Annotated in this window: 24 protein-coding genes; 2 read left to right on the top strand and 22 right to left on the bottom strand. The window is 54.2% G+C overall.

Translation table 11 applies throughout. The annotated features are described in order from the left end of the window. Positions 1 to 35 precede the first annotated feature (35 nt). The 14 genes from ABJT94_RS20310 to ABJT94_RS20245 all read right to left on the bottom strand — a co-directional run bounded on the left by ABJT94_RS20310 (position 36) and on the right by ABJT94_RS20245 (position 8,179). Complete coding sequence (locus tag ABJT94_RS20310) at positions 36 to 416, bottom strand: transposase (protein WP_348477750.1); 381 nt, start codon at positions 414 to 416, stop codon at positions 36 to 38. A 78-nt stretch (positions 417 to 494) separates the two neighbouring features. Continuing rightward, positions 495 to 941 (bottom strand): hypothetical protein, encoded by a 447-nt coding sequence (locus ABJT94_RS20305; protein ID WP_348477751.1) that lies wholly within the window; start codon positions 939 to 941, stop codon positions 495 to 497. Positions 942 to 1,040: 99 nt separating this feature from the next. After that, positions 1,041 to 1,448, bottom strand: coding sequence for a hypothetical protein (locus ABJT94_RS20300; protein WP_348477752.1), 408 nt, complete (start codon positions 1,446 to 1,448; stop codon positions 1,041 to 1,043). Positions 1,449 to 1,609: 161 nt separating this feature from the next. Further along, complete coding sequence (locus tag ABJT94_RS20295; RefSeq protein ID WP_348493941.1) at positions 1,610 to 1,993, bottom strand: ankyrin repeat domain-containing protein; 384 nt, start codon at positions 1,991 to 1,993, stop codon at positions 1,610 to 1,612. Between the two features lie 88 nt (positions 1,994 to 2,081). Further along, positions 2,082 to 2,330, bottom strand: coding sequence for a DUF1272 domain-containing protein (locus ABJT94_RS20290; protein ID WP_348477754.1), 249 nt, complete (start codon positions 2,328 to 2,330; stop codon positions 2,082 to 2,084). A 151-nt stretch (positions 2,331 to 2,481) separates the two neighbouring features. Continuing rightward, the gene (locus ABJT94_RS20285) at positions 2,482 to 2,841 is read right to left on the bottom strand and encodes a hypothetical protein (RefSeq protein ID WP_348477755.1); all 360 of its coding nucleotides are present in this window, start codon (positions 2,839 to 2,841) and stop codon (positions 2,482 to 2,484) included. An 87-nt stretch (positions 2,842 to 2,928) separates the two neighbouring features. After that, the gene (locus tag ABJT94_RS20280; RefSeq protein WP_348477756.1) at positions 2,929 to 3,654 is read right to left on the bottom strand and encodes a hypothetical protein; all 726 of its coding nucleotides are present in this window, start codon (positions 3,652 to 3,654) and stop codon (positions 2,929 to 2,931) included. Positions 3,655 to 3,746: 92 nt separating this feature from the next. After that, complete coding sequence (locus ABJT94_RS20275; protein WP_348477757.1) at positions 3,747 to 4,076, bottom strand: DUF2489 domain-containing protein; 330 nt, start codon at positions 4,074 to 4,076, stop codon at positions 3,747 to 3,749. 482 nt (positions 4,077 to 4,558) lie between these two features. Next, on the bottom strand, positions 4,559 to 5,137 hold the full coding sequence (locus ABJT94_RS20270; protein ID WP_348477758.1) for a hypothetical protein: 579 nt from the start codon (positions 5,135 to 5,137) through the stop codon (positions 4,559 to 4,561). Positions 5,138 to 5,224: 87 nt separating this feature from the next. Next, a complete protein-coding gene (locus ABJT94_RS20265) occupies positions 5,225 to 5,668 on the bottom strand; it encodes a hypothetical protein (protein ID WP_348477759.1) in 444 nt (147 codons plus the stop codon). A gap of 108 nt (positions 5,669 to 5,776) precedes the next feature. Further along, positions 5,777 to 6,145 carry a DUF2750 domain-containing protein gene (locus tag ABJT94_RS20260; protein ID WP_348477760.1) on the bottom strand — a complete coding sequence of 123 codons (369 nt, stop codon included), beginning with the start codon at positions 6,143 to 6,145 and terminating at the stop codon, positions 5,777 to 5,779. 74 nt (positions 6,146 to 6,219) lie between these two features. Further along, positions 6,220 to 6,507 carry a hypothetical protein gene (locus tag ABJT94_RS20255; protein WP_348477761.1) on the bottom strand — a complete coding sequence of 96 codons (288 nt, stop codon included), beginning with the start codon at positions 6,505 to 6,507 and terminating at the stop codon, positions 6,220 to 6,222. Between the two features lie 97 nt (positions 6,508 to 6,604). Continuing rightward, entirely contained in the window at positions 6,605 to 6,910 is a 306-nt protein-coding gene (locus ABJT94_RS20250; protein ID WP_348477813.1) for an NIPSNAP family protein, read from the bottom strand. A 711-nt stretch (positions 6,911 to 7,621) separates the two neighbouring features. After that, positions 7,622 to 8,179: a hypoxanthine-guanine phosphoribosyltransferase gene (locus ABJT94_RS20245; protein ID WP_348477762.1), complete on the bottom strand. Its 558-nt coding sequence runs from the start codon at positions 8,177 to 8,179 to the stop codon at positions 7,622 to 7,624. A gap of 138 nt (positions 8,180 to 8,317) precedes the next feature. Here ABJT94_RS20245 and ABJT94_RS20240 point away from each other — a divergent pair, with 138 nt between their 5' ends. Next, positions 8,318 to 8,830, top strand: a complete 513-nt coding sequence (locus ABJT94_RS20240; RefSeq protein WP_348477763.1) for a dihydrofolate reductase — start codon at positions 8,318 to 8,320, stop codon at positions 8,828 to 8,830. Between the two features lie 6 nt (positions 8,831 to 8,836). On the opposite strand, the gene ABJT94_RS20235 is transcribed toward ABJT94_RS20240, so the two are convergent. Both ABJT94_RS20235 and ABJT94_RS20230 read right to left on the bottom strand, forming a co-directional pair. After that, positions 8,837 to 10,063, bottom strand: coding sequence for a multidrug effflux MFS transporter (locus ABJT94_RS20235; RefSeq protein ID WP_348477764.1), 1,227 nt, complete (start codon positions 10,061 to 10,063; stop codon positions 8,837 to 8,839). Positions 10,064 to 10,177: 114 nt separating this feature from the next. Further along, positions 10,178 to 11,323: a response regulator gene (locus tag ABJT94_RS20230; RefSeq protein ID WP_348477765.1), complete on the bottom strand. Its 1,146-nt coding sequence runs from the start codon at positions 11,321 to 11,323 to the stop codon at positions 10,178 to 10,180. Positions 11,324 to 11,458: 135 nt separating this feature from the next. On the opposite strand from ABJT94_RS20230, the gene ABJT94_RS20225 reads away from it, so the two are divergent. After that, positions 11,459 to 13,141, top strand: coding sequence for a diguanylate cyclase (locus ABJT94_RS20225; RefSeq protein ID WP_348477766.1), 1,683 nt, complete (start codon positions 11,459 to 11,461; stop codon positions 13,139 to 13,141). Here the strand turns inward: ABJT94_RS20225 and ABJT94_RS20220 are convergent. The 6 genes from ABJT94_RS20220 to ABJT94_RS20195 all read right to left on the bottom strand — a co-directional run bounded on the left by ABJT94_RS20220 (position 13,083) and on the right by ABJT94_RS20195 (position 20,358). Then, positions 13,083 to 13,475, bottom strand: coding sequence for a response regulator (locus ABJT94_RS20220; protein ID WP_348477767.1), 393 nt, complete (start codon positions 13,473 to 13,475; stop codon positions 13,083 to 13,085). The genes ABJT94_RS20225 and ABJT94_RS20220 overlap by 59 nt on opposite strands. 80 nt (positions 13,476 to 13,555) lie before the next feature. Next, positions 13,556 to 16,384 carry a PAS domain S-box protein gene (locus ABJT94_RS20215; protein WP_348477768.1) on the bottom strand — a complete coding sequence of 943 codons (2,829 nt, stop codon included), beginning with the start codon at positions 16,382 to 16,384 and terminating at the stop codon, positions 13,556 to 13,558. Between the two features lie 89 nt (positions 16,385 to 16,473). Continuing rightward, positions 16,474 to 17,535, bottom strand: a complete 1,062-nt coding sequence (locus tag ABJT94_RS20210; RefSeq protein ID WP_348477769.1) for a Glu/Leu/Phe/Val dehydrogenase dimerization domain-containing protein — start codon at positions 17,533 to 17,535, stop codon at positions 16,474 to 16,476. Positions 17,536 to 17,713: 178 nt separating this feature from the next. Then, positions 17,714 to 18,175 (bottom strand): Spy/CpxP family protein refolding chaperone, encoded by a 462-nt coding sequence (locus ABJT94_RS20205; protein WP_348477770.1) that lies wholly within the window; start codon positions 18,173 to 18,175, stop codon positions 17,714 to 17,716. 108 nt (positions 18,176 to 18,283) lie between these two features. Then, positions 18,284 to 18,952 (bottom strand): response regulator, encoded by a 669-nt coding sequence (locus ABJT94_RS20200; protein WP_348477771.1) that lies wholly within the window; start codon positions 18,950 to 18,952, stop codon positions 18,284 to 18,286. After that, on the bottom strand, positions 18,952 to 20,358 hold the full coding sequence (locus tag ABJT94_RS20195; RefSeq protein WP_348477772.1) for an ATP-binding protein: 1,407 nt from the start codon (positions 20,356 to 20,358) through the stop codon (positions 18,952 to 18,954). Before ABJT94_RS20195 ends, ABJT94_RS20200 begins: the two co-directional genes overlap by 1 nt. Between the last annotated feature and the right edge of the window lie 234 nt (positions 20,359 to 20,592).

Here is a 20,592-nt window from a genome sequence, read left to right as displayed (position 1 = left end):
GCTCCGTGAAACGCCCAGCCACCGGCACAAGGCAGCTATTCCGAAGGTTTGTCCGTATCTGTGGATGAATCCAAATCGTTCTGATGGGTTTCCGCCAGATACTGTTGCCACTTTTTTAGAAGGTCGTTCTCCTTCTTCAAGCGCTCAACTTCTTTCTTCAGCTTGGCTGTTTCTGATATCTGCTTGGACGATTTCGTTTTCCGCTTCTTAGACAAACCGACTCGCTTTTTCCGGTCGCCCTGGAGTAGGCCTTCTCGGTACTCCTTACGCCAGCGTGACAACATAAATGGATGGATACCCAGGCCATCCGCGACCTGCTTACTCTGAAGGTCAGGTTGGTAGCTCATTTTGACAGCCCGGATCTTGAATTCTGTTGAATACTGCCACGTTTTACGTGGATTCGTGTACTTTGCCATAACCACCTCTAGATGTGTTAACTAGAGGTGTCCACTAAAGTGGGTGAAGTTCAGCATCCGGTGCATGGCATTGTTAACTCATTTCCTTGCCGCAGACTGAAGCTCTACGGTATCGGAAAACGTTGATCTGAAATTTTCAGCAAGCTCCGGGTCCAATCCGATGAGGATGGTTGCGCTGCTGTCCCAACAGGCGATTTCAAAGCTTGCTCCGTCAAGTTGCGGTCCAGGCTTAGAGCCATCCCAGTACATTGGGTTGCCATCAACGTAAGGTGAGTCTCCGACGTCTACCCTCACTCCGCCGGGGAAAGCACTAAATACTCCCCAAATAAACTGAATATCATCGCCAGCGATCAGCGATTCAAGTTCATCGCCGGCATGCCAGCCCTCAGTTATTGGGTAACCATTCGTCTCCACATCGCTAACATACCAATCGTAATCAGAGCAGCTTATACCCAATGCTGCTATGACCTCACGCATACTTGTGAAAAAGCTTACTTGGTCGGTCCGCTCCAGGATCAGGTTCATAGTGGCTCTACGAGTTAACGCTTTTGTTTAGCAGCGCCCCGACAGGCGCGTCCGGTGCAGGCCGAAGGCCGAAACAAACTACAAAAACTTGTTATTTGTTTAAGCATATTCCGCCAAGGTTTCATCAACGCTGAAGAGAACTAAGGCTTTGGCCAGGCGCCTCTGGCCGTGCACTGACGCATGGATAACGTAATACCCATGAAAATTCTCTACGGTTGAGGGTGTAAGATCGAGGCTTTTGTTGAGTGCCCGTTCGTAATTCTCTCTTAGCTCAAAAGGCACCTCTGGATTGTGAGGTTCGTGCCGGGCAACTTCGATCGCTGCAACCAGAAATAACTCTCCGGCATCAACCAACCGAGGGACTGCCGAATAAGATGCTGGGCCGACATCCCCTTGGTGATAAAGGTTCTCCCATAGCTCATCTAATGCAGCCGACCTATCTGAGGCTATCCTATCTAGGGCTGGCTGCGGGTCGTATGGAATTCCATAGCCGCCGATCAATTCCATCTGATTCTGACTCCCCTCTTAATACAAATAACAGTTTGTTATGAGTGGAACAAGCCGCTGACATACTGCCTGAACTCCCTGCTGTTTGTCGGCATATCTGCAAACTCACACGCCCCCATTGGACCTCCAATTTCAGCAGCGGTAGCGTGAATATCGCAACCTCAGGAAACAAGAAGCTGTGTTAATTTGATGACGCCTCGCGTACAGGATTTAAGGAAGGGGGTTTTGTCCCAATCACCTCTCCCTTCGATATTTGCCCCACTGTCTAGCAACAATTCGACGAGTTGAATTGCTTTTCCAGGATCATGATGTGCACATTCAATTGCCGAGAGTAACGGAGTAAACCCTGTGCTGCCTTTTGAATTCACATCCGCTCCGGCCTTGATCAGCTCGCGAGCCAAATCCAGCTTTAAAGCCTTACCCAGGGGTTCGAGAACAAACACCCCATCCTCATCGGGTTGCGTAGGATCAAAACCATGTGCCAGTAGCTCCTCTGATGACACATAGTCACCAATCTCCACTAGCTCATCGTACGTTTTGAACATCTGCATCATTCAGAACTTATAACGCGCAGCACAGCGGCGCCACGACAGTGGCGTCCGGTGGCCGAAGGCCACGTACTGCTGCGACTGGTTATGAATTGGCACTACAGCCACCGACTTTTACCACTCGTTGCGTTGAAGACGGATATTTGCCGAGTAGTGATGCTGGACGAATGGGACGAGGCGAGAAATTACCACCACAGTTAGGGCACCGATTAGCCAGAACACCAGAAGCACATAATTGGCAGAACGTGCATTCAAATGTGCAGATGACAGCCTCACTTGAGGCTGGCGGCAAGTCCTTGTCACAGCACTCGCAATTGGGTCTCAATTCGAGCATAGAACTCTCCGTGCTGATTCATAACGCCCAGCTAAGCCGCCGGAACGGAGTTGATTGTTTTGTGCAAGCGTAGCGGAAAAGCACAAAACGAGCAACGCAGTGGAGGTCGGCTTGAGCTGATTGTTATGCGATTTTATTAATGATATTTTATCTACTCACCAGTCCCAACAAAACCCACCATGCGGGATACTAGATCACCCTTCTTTTCTATGAAATATTGGCCAAGCTGTACTTTATGTGAACCATCTGGGCCTGGACCACCAAACTCAACGGTAACCCGAGTTACGTCTTCGGTGACGTCGCTTTTCAAAACTTTTGCAGACCAACCAGGCGCATTATCGCTAAACATACCCAAGTAAGTATTCAAGGCTTCAGTACCAATTAGTGGTTCTGGTGTTCTAGGATCGCTATATCTTACGCTTTCTATTACTGCACTACTTATCATGGCAAGTCGAGTTTTAGCGTCTTCTTCTTTCCAAGCATCAAAAAATGTTTCTACAGAATCTGCCATTTTCATTTCCTAAGTTTGTGGGTCTCTCGGGCGCATAACGCCAACAGCAAACGCGCCGTTTTTTTGGCGTCGTTTTGCCTGTTTTTGTTATACGAAATCTTCCCAATATGCTTTTTTTCTTAATTCTAAAAAGGCCGGGTGGGTTACATTCTCATAGGCTTGGTATAAGGGAGTTCCTTTTATCAGCCCTTGAAACCCCTCAGATTCGGCTCTTTTTAACAGTTCTTGGTATTGCTTTAAAAATTTATAAATTATCGGTTGACCTGTTGCATCACCAAGCATGATTAAAAAGTCAATCTTTACTTTTTCATCAGAATTTCCAACTAGAACAGCATCAATATACTGGAGTGTTGCCTCATTACTGCCATACAGAGCTCTTTTACCTAAATCTTTAACATGATTAGGGTTGTAATCTATATCATGATGTTTTTCTATTAGCCTTCGGATGGTATCCAAGCATGTTGCTTCGATTGCACTCTTAAATGCAATGAACTGGTTTTCCTTTAGATCTTCTCTAAGCTCGTCTTCAATCCTATTTGAATCCATTTTACTTAGCTCAATCGCCAATATATTTCTTCTTTCCCAGATCGTTAACCCCACACCAGTCGCTATTAACACTAGGCCAATTGGAACTGAGGGATCACTGGCATTTACTGAAAGATATTGAGATAGAAATGCAGAAATATATTTATCGAAAAATGGAGATGCTCCTAATACCGCGAACCCACCCGACACTAATGCGAGGATAACCTTGCCTATAAGTGTTCCTTTTACCAATTGAACTAGTTTAAGGACAAAGTCTTTGTTACTCACAGGTGTTCCTTTTCGTATAACGCCGCCAGCACAGGCCGGAGCACGTAGTGCGGAGGTCCAGCCCACGAAGTGGGCGGTTGTGCCTGGCCTTGTTAAGCACTGAACCTCTCCAGCAGCGATTTACATTGGGGCAACGAGGATTCCTTTGCCCACTTTATTGATTCTTGAATCTCTGGCTCATGGCGCTCCAGGGCCTCTTTTGACCAGTATTGCCTAGGCGCACCTATTGGAAGATGATCAATTTCAGAAGCGACGGCTGTGAATGCGATAAAGTCTTGATCGTCTTCTGGTACCTCAACTTGGAACCTGAGCGAGGCCAATTCAATTGCACCTTCAAGATAATGAATGGAGCCATCAAGAATACCTGAGGCAAGCTCGTGAACTCTTGCCCTCTTTTTCTTGACGTATTCTTCGTGGCTCATTTTCATAGTGTGCTTAACGCATTGCACAGCTGCCCATGCAGTGGGTCTGCTGCTGCGGATTGTTAAAGGTCGCAGCCCACTGTTTCACAAACCACAACCAGTATTAATGTTAGGACAGTATAAAATACTGCAACTGAAGCCAAGCACAATAGGGTAACGGTCACGATCCTACCCAAAATCACCAATACACCATCAGCTGTCTTGTTTCCGAACTGAAAGTGCTGGGGCACCTCAAATCTACTATATATGAAATAAACTACAAACATTGGTATCAGCGAGAAAAAAAACGGTGCAGCTACAATAACCTCAATACCACCGTAGCCGAGCCCAAATAGAATAATGGCCCATATCAATGTCGTTATCTGCCACACTTTGAACATTTGTAACCTTTAACGCTGAACTTAGCGGCGGCCTTGTAATGGAGGCGTAGCCGCAATGAAAATGCCGTCCGGCGGCCATCGGCCGCGTACTACAGCGGCTGGTTATATTTTCTTGATTCGCTGTACAAACTTTCGCCCCACACCGCAACGATGCACGTTGCCATCAGTGACGGGAAGACTGGTTTCCCCATTTTCCTTGGCCACTTTTAACCGTATGCCATACAACAGTGATCGGGATTCTCTGAGCAAATCCAGAAGGATCTCAGTTTCAATTTGGTGTTTGGGAGCCGGATTTTGGCCGGTAATGGTAGCTTTATCGTTATGCGCAATTACTAGGTTGCGGTACTCCTTAACATTGATCTTTTGTTTCAATTGCGAAATTTTCTTCCGCTGATCGTGCAACTCCTGATCAATGTGCTCTTCATAATTGCACACTAAGTTGTACAGACTGAGATTTTCGTATGTGGTCCCGGACGACTCAAAGCCTTTACCGTCGAATAACAGGCGTGAAGTTGATAGAACGATGTCGTTGTGAACGGAAAGCTGAATTATCTTTGCAGCTTCCAAGGACAAGCTGCTAATCGCATTAACACCTTCGTCGTTACAGTAGACCTCGTCGTAGAAATGGACTGTCGAGATTAGTCGATCCAATTCAACGATAAACCTATCAAGATCTCGCACTTAATGCTCCCGTTCGGGGAAATATAACGTTTACAGCACGGGCGAGTGAAACGAGTCCAGCCCGCAGGGCGATTGTGCCTGTGTTTGTTAGGCATTTTTAGCCACCTGAAATTGGAGGAAATCTCTCGCAACTTCTTTTACCCGCTCTGTTGATTTCTCATGTACAGAACTTCTTCGAAGTAAGTCAACATACTTAACTCGTTCAGTTGAAGATAGATCGGTATTAAGAATTCTATTTAACATCCATAACGACAACTCAGTTGGACAACGTTGAACAGATTCAGATAAAGCGTCCCTGTAATCCAAGCTTTCGAGAGCATGAACTAATGGACCTGGTGATCCTAATTCTGAATCGTTTAATCGTTCCATTAGCCGAAACATCTGAATTGTTGCTAGTTCGGGCTCATTAGTTGCTAGTAGGTCTCTAACTAAATTATCGAGCCTTTCAGGTCCATCCATTTCAGCATTATTGAAATCGAAATCTTTAGCTTCTAACTTTTCTAGTTCCGCAGTGATTTCGTCAAAGTTCATTAGATTCCCTATTCAGCCTAACGCTGCCAGAACCGGCGAACTGAGCAACGCGAAGTGAGTCCAGTATAAGGCGCGTTCTTTGTGCCTTTTACGTGGTTACTGGCCTTGTTAGGCATCTTCAGGCTCCTTGATTTGAATTTCGACACACTCCCTTACCCATGGGGCATCGAGATCATAACCTGTGGCGTTTTTACTACTCCAGTTTACTCCAACTAGTAAACCATCTTTTGTTAAACCGGGAAGCCATTTATCACCAAATTCATCCCAAGATAATTCGACTGGCTCAAAGCCATTGTAAGCTGGAACATTTTTAATTATCTTCTGGACTCGAGACAAAGTGACCAAAATGGTTGAGATCTTCGTCCAGTCCGAGTTTTTGAGCGCTGGATAACCGCCTTCATCCCTGATGGTCCAAACTTTCTTATTTTTTGCTAAATCCTTATAAAAGGCATGCGCTTGAGATTGAGACTGTCCCATGCTTTATATGCCTACCGCTTCAAACAAAGACGCGCATTATTGCGCATCCTTTTGATTTAACTTGTTGGGTGGAATTACTTTTTACTAAGCGTTTCAGAGTAAATATTTGCCTCCTGCGTAGTATCTTTAGGCTTAAGTTTTTCTCGTGCTTCTTCAACTAATGCTTCAATTACAGATACTGGCACTGGCTCTTTCAGTATTTCAAATGTAAAGCGATTGGATTCATCCCACCAAACGATTTCTGCGATAAATACTTCTTTGCCTTCAGCTTCATATTTTGTAAGTTCAATTGTAAATGCGTCACGCTCACCATCGTTCCCCCAGTTTGTTTTATATTTGATCCCTTCCGATTCTCCCTGCATATCTCAAGCCTCCTAACGCTTGCATAAGCGGCGCCCGACTAGGGCGTCCGGTGGAGGCCCATCGGGCCGGAACAGACTTAATGCACTTGTTACAAGCTTACTCGAAGACCGGCCTCATAAAGCTGCGTTCACAGCTTAGTACACAGCGAGTTTCTTCGGCGTATTTGAAGGCGGCTTGGCAATCCGGGTCCTGAAACGAGGCCTCACGATATTTTTCGTAGGCAGCCAGCGACCCGAACGTGAATAACGCGATGGCGATATTGTTGGCACCCTCGGACGGCAAAAAATATCCATGATGCTGACCGCCAAATTTCTTTACCAGAGGTATCCACATTTTCGAGTAGCGCTCGAACTCGACGGCTTTGTAGGGATCTATGACGTACTTCAGATAGCAGGTAACCACTTGAACTCCATTTCTGTTTTGGCCTTGTAACAGTTTGTTCATCGTCGTTCCCGACGATGATTCCGATAATATTAACTTAAACGCAATCACACAATATCGCTAAGACTCAGTGATAGAGCGGCTTTAGTTGATATCAAACGCCTCAATCCGCACATATCAGAACCGGCAAAACCGTCTGTTCAGACAATGATTGCCGATATCAGTGTCTCCAGCGACGCATATTCCAGATATTCCCCGATATCTGCGTCGCACTCTGGTGCGAAGCGGCACTATTTCAACAAGAATCAAATCAAAATCAGGACTGTTACATCACGTTTAGGGGCAATATCAGGTATATCGAGGCTTCTGTCAGCAACGGTGGATAGTAATCGTGCAGACTCGCTACCGCCCGGCCGGTTACAGGGCACACCAAGGGGAAGTAGGTTGTTCGGTTACCATGGCACTACGCGATTATGTTAGCAAGTATTTATTGGACAGGGGTATCTGGTATTGACGCGGATGTCAGGCCCAAACCGGCACCGGGTTTCGCCGTAGGCAGGGATGCCTGCGGTAGGGCTTGGTGGGGCTGGGATGCCCCTGCAAGACCCGGCGAAACTCGGTGGCGGTGCGGGCCGGGTTTTGGCTGGAGTTGAATTCAACGGTTGGTCAGGAAACCCCTAGACTCTTCGACAGGCTCAGGGCGAACGGTATTGTGAGCTGGAAAAGGGCCTGTTACAGCCCTTTCACCGCATAAATGCCAGGCGCATTGCGCCAGTAGCCTTTGTAGTCCATTCCGTAGCCGAACACATAGCGGTCTTCGCATTGCAGGCCGATGTAGTCGGGGATGATGTCGGGGCGAGCTTTGCGGTCGTGTTGTTTGTCTACCAACACGGCGATGTGGATTTCGGCGGCGCCTTCTTTGTGGGCGTGGTCGACAATGGCGCCGAGTGTGGAGCCTTCGTCGTAGATGTCATCAACAATGAGGATGGCGCGGTCTTTCAGGGATTGCTGTGGATAAGTACGCCATTCCAGATCGGCGCCGCGGGTTTCGTCGCGGTAGCGGGTGGCGTGAAGGTAGCTGATTTCCAGCGGGAAACCGAGTTTGGTCACCAGTTTGCCGGTGAGCACCAGGCCGCCGTTCATCACGCTGAAGACGATGGGGTTTTTCTGGGCCAGGTCCTGCGAAATGCCGACCGCCATGTTATCGATGGCTTGCTCGACCTGTGCTTCTGTAAACAGGCAATCAGCTTCATTCCAGACTTGCTGGATATCAGACGGGATGGCGGTCATTACTGCCTCTGTGGTCAGGTTTTAAACGGGGGGCGAACTTTAGCGGCTCCTTGAGTGCGGTGCAAGCGGAGCGACAGACTGTTCACTGTTCGGTAGTATAGTCGCTGTTTTTTACCACGAATACTGACGGAGAGTTCGATGCACATCGCCCTCATCTGGGCCATGGCCCGCAATGGCGTCATAGGCCGGGACAACAAGCTGCCCTGGTACCTGCCGGAAGACCTCAAGTACTTCAAACGGGTCACCACTGGCAAACCCGTCATTATGGGCCGTAAAACCTACGACAGCATTGGCCGGCCCCTGCCCAACCGCACCAATATTGTGGTCACCCGGGATGCCAGCCTTACTCTGGAGGGCGTTAAGGTCGTCACTTGCCTGGAAGACGCGCTGGATATCGCCCGGGCTGAATCGGTGATCAGTGATGTCGATGAGGTGATTGTGATGGGCGGCGCCGAGATCTATGCCCAGGCCCTGCCATATGCCGACCGGCTTTATGTCACCCTGGTACACGCTGAGGTTGAAGGCGATGCTGTCTTCCCGCCGATCGATCTGGGCGCTTACCAGGAACTGGCGCGGGAAGATTTCAACGCCGAAGGCGCCAACCCGTTCGACTATTCCTTTGTCGTTTACGAGCGGCCCGAAGCGGATTAAGCCGCGCTACTCTTCAACAAAGCCGTTCAGCCCCATCCAGGTGCAGAACAGGGAAGCGCTACCGAAGATCGTGAACCCCGCGACCAGCGGAATCAGGGTGTCGTTGAAAAACAACCCCACCAGGTAGGAAAGCGGCACCGAGATAAAGCTGGTCAGGGAACCGATCAGCGCCGCACCCAGGCCCGCCACCTTGCCCAGTGGCTGCATCGCCATTGCATTCAGGTTGCCGAACAACAGGCCGACCGAGAAAAAGCCGCTGGCACCGATCACCATAAACTGCCCTATCGGCGGCAGCCCGCCCTGCAGCAACGCCAGCACCCAGAGCAACGCGAAACAGCCAATGAAACCGAACAACGCCAGATAACTGATCAGCCGTGTGCCAAAGCGCATCACCAGCCGGCTGTTGACGTAAGACGCGACGCCAATGGAACCCGCCATAGCAGCGAAGTAAAGCGGGAAGCGGTCGCCCACGTCGTAGAGTTCCTGATAAATCGCCTGGGCCGAACTGAGGTAGGTGAGAAAACCCCCGAAAATAAAGCCGGCCGCGGCGGTGAACCACATGGCGCTGCGGGTGGTCAGCACAATGCCGGCATCACGCAGCAAGGCTGTCCAGGCAAAGGGCTTGCGCTTGGCTTTGGGCAGCGTTTCGGGGTGGCGCCAGCCGAACCAGACGGTAATAACGAGTGCAAGGCCAATGAATACCGCAAAAATCATCCGCCAGTGAGAGAGTTTGACCACTAACTGGCCAACCGCCGGGGCGATCATCGGCACGATGATGAACACCATCATGATGAACGACATCACCTGCGCCATGGCACGCCCAATGTATCGATCGCGGATAATCGCGACCGATACGATACGCGGGCCGGAAACGCCAAATCCCTGCACCAGCCGACCGAACAGCATCCACTCCAGTGTCTGCGCCTGCATCGAAATCACCGAACCTATGGTAAAACAGACCAACCCACTGAAAATCGACGGTCGCCGGCCAATCACGTCGGATAACGGACCGTAAAACAACTGGCCAAAGGCCATGCCCAGCACCAGAAAGGTTATGATCATGTGGGTTTGGGCAACGTCGGTAATGGCCAGGTCGGCAGCAATGGCCGGCATGGCTGGCAACATCGCATCCATGCTCAGGGCAACCAGGGAGGTCATCAGTGCCATTAGGGTGACGAATTCGGGCAGGCGCATTTCGGGGCGGGCGGGTTTGGCCGGTGGAGCGGTGGTCATTATGGTTCAGTCCGGAACAGGTCGGCGGCAGAAGTGCCGACGATGCAAACGCGCAGTTTATCACGCTTTGAGCGCACAGGCGGGGCGCCGCCCCAATGCGTGACTTATGGCGGCTCAGACCTGTAAATCCAGCCCCAGAGCACGTTGCAGGCGCAGCATCTTATTGGCTTCGGGCTGGGGCCGGGTCTGCATTCCGGCCAGGTGCATTAACAGCAAATCCCGGCGAACGGCATCGGACGGCAGGTGATGAATCGCGCCGATGAATTCGCGCATGGGCAACGGTAATTGCCAATTGATCTTAACGGCATTGCCATAGCGCGAACCGAACTGAGTCACCAATTGGTCGAGCATGGCGTCATCGGGCTCGCTGGTCGGGTTGGGGTGTTGTTCAATCACATCCAACACCGCAAATTCACCCAGCCGGGAGAGCAGACCGGCGGTGTAATAGGGAGCCGGGTCCAGCTTAAGCCGGGCAGCAAGTTTAGCGGCGGCTTCGGCGACGCGCTGGCTTTCTTCCGAGTAACGCTGCATGCGGTTTTTAATTGTGGGCGGCCGATCTGCTGAGCCTTGGTTCAGCAACAGGGCACTCACCTGGGCAATCGCCATGGCGACGCCCATGGTTGCAATGGCATCCAACAGGGTCAGCACTGAACGGCCGTAGCGCCGCATCTCGCTGCTGTTGGCCACGCTCAGCAAGCGCGAGGTGATGATCACATCATCCTGCCACCGCTTGGCCAGTAGTTTGGCCGTTGGCAGTTCGTCCTGCCACTGCAGCGACAGCACTTCCTGCGCATCCGGCAGCAGGGTTAAGCGGTCGAGCTGCTGTGCCTGCGCTTCCAGCCAGGCGACCCAGTCTGTCGGCGTATCCGACGGTTCAACCGCGGAGTGACCGGAAGCGGGTTTGAAAAACGGCGTCAGTCGTTCCATCACGTCTTCAGGTGTGAACGGTTTGACGATATAGCCGTTCAACCCGGCACGGTGGCTGGCAATAACGGATTGGCGATCGCCCCGGCCGGTCACCATAACAATGGGCACGGTATCGTTTTGCTGGCGAATGCGACGTGCCAGATCCAGACCGGTATCACTACCCAGGAGGTTCCAGTCGCAGAGTACCAGGTCCATCGGTTTGGTGCGCCACAGGGACCAGGCTGAGTCGGCATCTTCGGCTTCATGCAACGACAAGCTGTTGCGGATACTGCCGACGATGGTCAGCAAGAGTTCCCGCATCAGCGGGTCGTCCTCTACGATCAAAATGTTCATGACTGCTACGCACTGCCTATTCTCGCTAACTAGGCTATAATAACTTGACCAGAGGGTCATAGCCATGCGACTCCAGTCGAACGCAAGCTTTGCGGAAAATGCGCTGGCGTAGCAACCCCCGATAACGAGGTAACAATGGCGTCGAACGACGTATTGGCAAAACTTGCATCGTTGCGCCATCAGTTTCAGCAGCGCCTGCCGAACGAAATCGAGCGCCTCGCTGAACTCTGGGATAACTGGATTCAGCGCGGCGAGGATGCAGACCGGCAAGCGTTATTGCGTCAACTTCATACGTTGAAAGGCAATAGCGGTACCTTTGGTTTCTCGGCTTTGAGTGCACAGGCAGCACAACTGGAAACCGCGCTGGATGCCCGGCAACGTAACCAGGCCTCCGCTGTGAGCGGTTACTCCGATCTGCTGGTCGAATTGCGGGCCGCCATCACACAAGGCGACAAGGCTGCGCCTGATGCACCGCATATGGTTTCAAACCCTGAGGCCGAGTCAGCAATACGCCCAACCAGTGCCCCTGCGCAGCGCCCGCTGCTGGCCTACATAGCCGAAGAAAACACCACGCCCGACCAGGCGCTGCTGAATAACCTGTGCGTTCAGGGTTATGACGTTACCAACGCACCGCTGTCGAGTAATGCCGAACAATTGCCGCCCTGGGTATTGCTGGACCTGTCTGAAACACAGGGGTCGGTACGCCGCTTTCTAGCACCCATTCACCATTGGCTCAAACAAGGCGTGAACGTCATCGCGCTGATCGATCAACTGGATTTTCAGGCGCAGCTGGCGCTGGTGCGTGCCGGTGTTCGCCATTGCCTGGTGCGTCCGGTATCCGTCGATCAGTTGTTGCGCCTGCTGAAGCCTCGCATGGGGCAGGCACCGGCGTTTCAGGGGCGGGTATTGATGCTCGACGACCAGCATCAGGTCATGCACTACTACCAAACCCTGCTGGAAGCTTCAGGGTTGAACGTTCAAACAGAAAGCGACCCGGCCCGGGTGTTCTGGCAGATCGAGCAGTTCGACCCGGACCTGCTGTTGCTCGACATCAACATGCCCAAAGCCACCGGCCCCGAAGTAGCACGAGTGCTGCGGCTGCACGAGCGCTTCGCAACCCTGCCGATCCTGTTTCTGACAGCCGATTTCGACCAGGCAGCACAGCGCAGTGACCTGCTCAACATCGGCTCGGACGATTTGTTGTACAAAAGCATGGACGAGGACGAATTGGTTCAGCAAGTAACAGCACGCGCCGAGCGGGCCCGCCAGTTGCGAGACCAGATCAACCGGGATGCGCTGTCGGGTCTGAACAACCACGGTGCGGTGCAGCGCGCCTCGGAACTGGCTTTTGCCCGGGCGCACCGCCAGCAAACACAAAGCAGTCTGGTGGTGCTGGATCTGGACCACTTCAAGGCAGTAAACGATCGTTACGGGCACGATATGGGCGATCAGGTAATTCGCACCCTGTCGCAGTTGTTGCTGGCCCGGTTTCGCCATACCGATACGGTTGGGCGTTACGGTGGCGAGGAATTTGTCATTCTGTTGCCGGATACCCCGACCGAACGGGCCAAAGTACTGACCGATGCCATTCGCAGCGATATGTCAGCCCTGAGGTTCACGACTCCCACGGGCAGCTTCACCGTCACCTTCAGCGCCGGCATCAGCAATGCCCGGAATTACAGCAGCCACCTGGAACAATTCAAAGCCGCCGATGAAGCGTTGTACCAGGCCAAGCAGGGGGGCCGGAACCAGGTGGTGATCAGCCCGCCGACGGCTGCGCCTGATCCCACAGCTGGCGCACCTGATCGGCCAGCGTAAGCGGGTCGAACGGTTTGGGAATAACCCCGATGGCACCCAATGCCTGATACTCGCTGATCTCGCCGGGCTGGGCCCTGGCGGTCATGAACACGGCGGGCACCTCGCTCATGCCAGGCAACGTGCGTAACCGGCGCAGGGTTTCAGGGCCGTCGAGGTCTGGCATCATCACATCGAGCAACACCAGGTCCGGAATACGGTGGCTTACCGCACTCAGGCACTCAGCCCCCGAGGCACACTGGGTAATTTCCAGCCCGCCCACCGTCACCAGCGCCAACTCGGCTATCGCGCGGATATCCGGATCATCTTCCACATGCATGACATGGTTCAACGGCATAGGCCGGTACCTCTGGATCAGAAATCTGACGCCAATCTAACAGCTTTTAACTAACATCACACAGCTTGCAGCCTGTCGTTCTATACTCTCATCAAAACCACTCGAAATTCGGTCAGCCCCGGACGCGATTCGAAGCCGATATCGCCACCCATGTTTTGCACAATGCTGTGGCTGATCGCCAGCCCGAGCCCGGTGCCGCCCTTTTGTCGGCTGTCTCGGTTGTCGGCCTGGCTAAAACGCTGAAATATCTGTGACCTGAACGCCTCCGGGATGCCCGGGCCGTGGTCGCGCACCGTGATGGTGACGGTGCTGGTGGTCGTTTGCGCATCAATCGTCACGTACCCGCCCTCGGGCGAAAACTTAATGGCGTTGGAGAGCAGGTTGGCCATGATCTGTTCGAAGCGGTGCGCATCAACCTTCACGTTAACCGGCGGTACCTCTCCGATGGTCACCGCAACGCGATGCAAATGAGCATAGCCCGCTATGTTGTCGGCCGTGGTGGCTAGCAATGGCTGCAGGGCATGAGCCTGCAAATCGAACGGCATGCGCCCGGCAATGAGTTTATCCATATCCAGCAGGTCGTTTGCCAGCAAAATCAGGCGGTCGGTGTTTTTCAGGGCAACGCTCACCATTTTGCTGGCGGCGGCTGGCACTTCACCCAAATGCCCGGCTGCCAATAATTTCAATGACCCGGAAATGGACGTCAGAGGGGTGCGCAGTTCGTGGCTGACGGTCGACACCAGCTCGCTTTTTAACCGCTCTATGCGGCGCCGGTCGCTGATGTCGTCGTACACCGTCCATAGCAGGCGGCTGCCATCCACGTCCAAGACTTTCAGGCCGATAACATTAGCCGGGTACTGGTGGCCGTCGCGGTGCTTGACCTTCACCTCAACCGGGCCGATCTGATCTTTTTCAGCGGATTCACGAACGCCCTGCTGGTCAATCTGGTGGCTCAGACCAGGCGAGAGTTCACGTTTGGTCATGGTCAGCAAGGTGTCACGGTCGTAACCGCTCTGCTGCACAAGCGAATCGTTAACCGCTATAAAGTGGCCATTGGACAGGTCAGTCAGCGCAATGCCCAGCGGTGACAATTCAAACAGAACCCGAAGCCGGGCTTCGCGCTGCTGCAATAAGCGCTGGTCCTGGTCACGCCCAAGAACCGACTCAATCCACCGGCCAAGCAATCGAACGAACGCCAGGTTCGATTCATCGATCGATTTTTCCAACGGTGTTGAAGATGAAAAGTTCAACGTGCCATAAACCTGGCCATTCACCGTCAACCTGATACCCACATAGGTCTCTACACCAAACAGGTCATAGCACGGGTGCCGCTGATACGCGGAACCGGCGACTGCCTGGATAATCAGCTCATCGCTGCGATCAAGAATCAAACTGCAAAAGGTATCCCCCAATGCAAAAACATCACCAGGGGTTAATGGCACGCCATCAGGGGCATGGCAAAAACGTACCTTGTAATCATCGTGATCTACCTGGCTGATAATACCCAGCTCCAGCCCCAGGTGTTCACTGCCCAAGGCCAGTGCCCGGTTAAGCCGTTCGTTCAAGTGAATACTGTCGTCGGTCGCCAGATCATTCAGCACCTTCAAAAACTGCAGCTGGCGGTGCAGGCTCTGCTTGATGTTCGTTTCGTCGGTTACATCGATGCTCAAGCCAACCAATCCGGCAATATCACCCGTTGAATCACGCAACGGTATTTTGGATACCCGGTACCACAAAGGTCGACCCTCCTGATCTGCACCTTCGCTTTCGAGCAGTGAGATCGATTCACCCTGCTCAAGCACTGGCCGCTCTTGCTCGTCAGCCCGATCGGCCAAATACCCGGGATACAGATCACGGTCATGCTTACCCAAAATGTCTGCCTCACTGGCCAGCCCCAGGTGATCCAGCTCAGCTCGATTGGCCAATATTTTTCGACCGCTGCGATCCTTCACGTAAATGTTCATCGGGATGTTGTCGATGATGGTGCGCAGCAATCGCTCCCGACTTTGCAAGGCCTGGTTAGTTTGCAAGCGTTTGAACTCGCTTTCTTTTAATTCGCTGATGTCCAAATGCGTTCCCATCACCCATTCGGGTCGCCCATCATCCATCCAACTGACGACTTTCCCCCGGTCCAACACCCAGACCCAGTGCCCGAGTTTGTGCTTCATCCGGCAAACCAGTTCATAAACCGGCGTTTCACCATTGAAGTGTGCGTTCAGCAGTACTTCTGACGAGGACAGATCCTCCGGATGCGCAAGCGATTGCCAGGTATTAATGGACACCGGCTCCAGTTCCGCTAGCTGATACCCGACGATATTGGCCCAGCGCTCATTAAAGACCGTGGCTCCGGTTTGAACGTTCCATTCCCAGAGGCCCGCCTGGGTCCCCTCGGTGAGCGCCCGCAAATACACCCGGTCCGGATTCTCTCGTCGTTGCAGCTCAACCTCGGCCAGCTCAGCCAGGTCCGCAAGAACCGTACGCTCGTTGTCGGTGAGTGTGCGGGGTGACGGATCAATCAGGCAAAGAGTGCCCAGAGCTGATCCGTCACGCGCTCGCAATGGCATGCCGGCGTAGAAACGAATCTTCGGTTCACCGGCTACCAGTGGGTTGTCTGCAAAGCGACTGTCCAGAAGCGCATCCGGGATCTCGAACAACACCTTGCCCAGAATCGCGTGACCGCAAAATGACATTGAGCGTGGGGTTTCAGTCGCCTCAAGCCCCTGGCGAGACTTGAACCATTGGCGGTTGGCGTCCACCAGGCTTATCAGCACAGTCTGGACACCGAGCGCGTTGCGAGCCAGCCGGGTGATTCGGTCGAACTCCACCTCAGCAGGCGTGTCCAGAATATCTAGGTTGCCCAGGGCTCGCAGGCGCTGGCGTTCGTTGTCGGGGATCGGTGGTTCTTGCATCAATACCGTCGTCGTCTCAGGTTATTGCTGTGCAGTCTAGCACTGCACAGCACGGTCTGTGACGGTATTGATGCGGACAGGCGTTTCGGTTACTCGACCGATTGCAACCGCTCTCGGGCCATGGTGTCGGCCAGGTCGCTGTTAGCGATGTTCTCGCGGGCAGAGCGTTCGAACAACGCCATCAGGGTGTCGTAAATACCTTCGATGTGGTCGCTCACGGTGTCGGTGTTGTAGTTGCCCTGCTTCTCATAACACACATCGATGATGCCCCCGGCGTTGATCACATAGTCCGGTGCGTAGCAGACGCCCCTGGCGTGCACCAGCCGGCCGGTACCGGCAGTATCGAGCTGGTTATTGGCAGAGCCGGCAATGATGCTCGCCTGCAGTTGTTCCAGCGAGTGCGGATTCACGGTGGCACCGAGTGCACAGGGTGCGAAAATGTCCATCGGTTGACGATAAATATCGTCCAGCCCAACTGCTTTGGCGTCCAGTTCCTTGATTGCGCGCTGCACCACTTCGGTGTTGATATCCGTCACCACCAGGTGGGCACCGGCTTCGGCCAGCATTTCTGCCAGGCGATAACCGACATTGCCCAGGCCCTGAATACCGACAGTCAGGCCATTCAGGTCGTCCCGCTGCAGACGATGTTTAACCGCCGCCTGGATCCCGAGAAAACAGCCGTAGGCGGTTGCCGGTGAAGGGTCGCCGGATTTGGTGTGGCCTTCGAGGGTTTGTTTGTCGTCACAGCCCGAGACGTGTGCGGTTACTTCACGCACGATTTTCATATCGGCCACCGATGTGCCCGAGTCTTCCGCGGCGATATAGAGGCCGCCCAGACGCTCCAGGAAGCGGCCAAAGGCTCGCATTTGCGCCGGCGTTTTCTGGGTTTTCGGGTCGCCGATGATGACGGATTTGCCACCGCCCAGCGGCAGCCGCGCGAGGGCGCTCTTGTAGGTCATGCCGCGCGACAGGCGCAGTACGTCGGTTAGGGCATCGGCATCGCTCTGGTAGGGATAGTAGCGTGTGCCACCCATGGCCGGGCCGAGGTGGGTGTTGTGGATGGCGATAATGGCACGCAGGCCGGAGTCGGGGTCGCAGACGTAGCTGACGTGTTCGTGCTGGTCGAACTCGACATGATCAAACAGGCTCATGACGATGATCCTTTTTTGTTGGGTAAGTGCCGGGGTCACCGGTACTGTTGAGAGGCGTTAGCCATGTCGGCCCTTGTGAGGCCTTGGGGGTAACCTTAATTCGTCAGGCGGGTTTGTCCAGTGTTTATGAAAAAAGCCCGCACTGGGCGGGCAAGGGAACCTTGAATGGGCGGTTTACCTACTGGGCATCGGTGGATTGCTCAGCGGGCGCGTAACGGCCGCCCCGGTGACTGCCGTGCATCCCTTTCTTGCCCCGGGGCTGATGCGCTTCGAGATAGGTGATTAGCCCTTCAACCTGGTCGGCCTGCAATACCGTGCCCAGTTCATCGGTCAGGGCGGTACGGGCAGCGTCGCGGAACGCCTGACGCTCTTCTGCCGTTGGGCGGTCAGCACCGATGTCGCGTTGCTCCCGGTGCTGCTCACGCCGCTCTGCCATCTGGGTGGTCATAATGTCCACCACCTCTGCACGCTGGGCGTCGGTCAGATTCAACTGGGTAAAGATGTAGTCGAACCGGTCAGTCATGCGACTCTGGTTCATGGCATCGTGGGCGTAAACGGCACTGGCACTGCCCGCCAGGGCGACGACAACACCGATGGCGATCAGCGATTGGCGCGGGGTGGTCGAAAAAATGGATTTCATGGTCTGGTTCTCCGTTATGTGGGCCCTCTGACCCGGTGAAAACCAGTATCGGCTGCCACTTCGCAGAAAGTGTGGAGCCACCATGGATGACAGATTCTTTGCATTGGCTTATTCGAATTTGTAGCCAGCCCCATACACCGAACGCACAAATTCCTGATCGGGCGCCAGCGTCGAAAGTTTACGGCGCAGGTTTTTGATGTGGCTGTCGATGGTTCGGTCGCTGACTAGCCGACGGTCGGGGTAGATGTCGTCCATCAGTTGGTCACGGGTAAAAATGCGGCCGGGCTGCTTCATCAATAATTGCAGCAGGCGCATTTCGATGGCGGTGAGTTCGGTGTCCCGGTCGCCAAAGCGGGCGCGGTTGCTGTTTTCGGCCAACTGCAACTGCGGCTCCGGCGCGCTATCGGGAACTTGGTGCGTGCGGCGCAGCACGGCCTTTACCCGGGCCACGACTTCACGCGGGCTGAACGGTTTGCAGATGTAGTCGTCTGCGCCGAGCTCCAGGCCCAGCAACCGGTCGATTTCCTCGACACGGGCCGTGGTCATGATAATGGGAGTCTGCTGAGTGCTGCGAATGGACCGGCACAGGCTGAGCCCGTCGGTGCCGGGGAGCATAAGGTCGAGCAGTATCAGGTCGGGCGTTTCCCGGCTTAGCCAGTCCAGAACGCCATCGCCCCGGTCGAGCAGGCTGACGCTGTAGCCATCGCGCGTCAGGTAGTCGCGCAGTACCGTTGCCAGTTTGGTTTCGTCTTCAACAATAAGAATGTGGCCGCTCATCAGGCGGGGCTCCCTGAGTCTGGTTGATCGGAAGGATGCGCAAAGAAGACCGATACCATCAGGCCTCCGAGCGGGGAATGGGTGGCGGTCACCTGGCCATGGTGGGCCTCGGCAATGCTGCGCACAATCGACAAGCCAAGGCCCGAACCACCGCTGGCGCGGCTGCGTGACGCTTCAACGCGATACAACCGATCGAACAGCAACGCCAGCGCACCGTCCGGAACGCCGGGGGATGAATCGGACCAGCGCACCGTGATACCAGCGTCGCTGCGCTGAACCTCGACCACAACCCGACCCGGTTTGTTGGCGCTGCCATCGGTGTAGCGCAGGCTGTTTTGCATCAGGTTGCTGAACAGCTGCATCAGACGGTTCGGGTCGCCAGTTATCGTTACCGGTGCGTCGGGTGCCTTGAGTGCCCAGTCGAGATGCTTGCGGGCCAGCTCCAGATCGAAGTGGCCGTGAACGGTGTTGAGCACGTCGAGCAGATCAATCTCAGCTGGCTGGTAGGCCAGGGTGCCAGCATCTCCCAGCGACAAATCATGCAGGTCGTTCACCAGCCCGCCCAGACGCTGAATCTCCTGAAACAGTGAGGCCAGGGTGTCGGGGTCTGGTTGGCGGATGCCATCGAGCAGGGCTTCAATTTCGGCCTTTAACACGGCGATGGGTGTGCGCAGTTCATGGGCGATGTCGACGATCCAGCGCTGGCGCGCCTGCTGGTTGCGCTGCAGGGTTTCCGCCAGTACGTTGAAATCCCGCGCCAGGTCGGACAGTTCATCGTTGCCGCGCACGACCAGGCGCTGCTGCATGTCTTCACTGCCCAGGTCGCCACTGGCCAGTCGATGAAAGGCGATCTTCAAATCGGCAATGGGGCGCAGCAGTCGCGCCGCAAAGGGGATGGCCAATGCCGCCGACACCAGCAGGGTGATCAGTGCTATCCAGCGCAACTGGCGCCGCTGTTGGCTGGCGAACAAGCGGTCGAATTCGGCGCCCAGACGCACCGCTTGCGGTACCCCCAGCGAGCCGACGGTCTCGCCGTTAAGTTCAATGGGCAACCAATAGGCGCGTCGCTGCAGCCTGGGGTCGCCAATCAGCAATGTATTGCCGGCATCACTTAGCAGTACCGGCTCCCGGCGCGGGTCGCGGGGCGAACGCCCGGGTGTGGCGTTGCTCACCAGCCGATAGAAACGCATGGGCTCACGCTGCACCCAGGCCCAACTGCCCTGCTCTGCGTATATATCCGACAGTGCCGACAGCAAAGGCGCCAGCCGGCGGCTTTGCACCTGTTCAAGATAGGCCTCGAAACCGGCGTCGAAGGCGCGATTGTTGGTGATCACAATGGCGCTGGCCACCAGTGCGTTGGCGAGCAGGATAATGAGAAACAACTTGTATCGAAGACTGATGCGCATGGTCGTCCGCCATGAGGTGATGCTACCGATTCTAGTGTACTGTAACAGACTAAATGTCCTTACCAGCGAGTCGTCAGGCGGCCAGATGCAAGGCGCATCGGCGCAGTAATAGTGGGCCTATTTCAAGCCGATGCAACGCAGTCAGGTGGCTGCCTGACGACTCGCCCGAAGGGAGCGTCCCAAAAGGCCCACCCCGGCGTTGCCGCTCTTGGAAAGGGAGCCACCCTTCCCGGC

The sequence above is a fragment of the Saccharospirillum sp. genome (assembly GCF_039982735.1).
GTDB lineage: Bacteria > Pseudomonadota > Gammaproteobacteria > Pseudomonadales > Natronospirillaceae > Saccharospirillum.
This window is presented reverse-complemented; position numbering and strand designations above follow the sequence as displayed.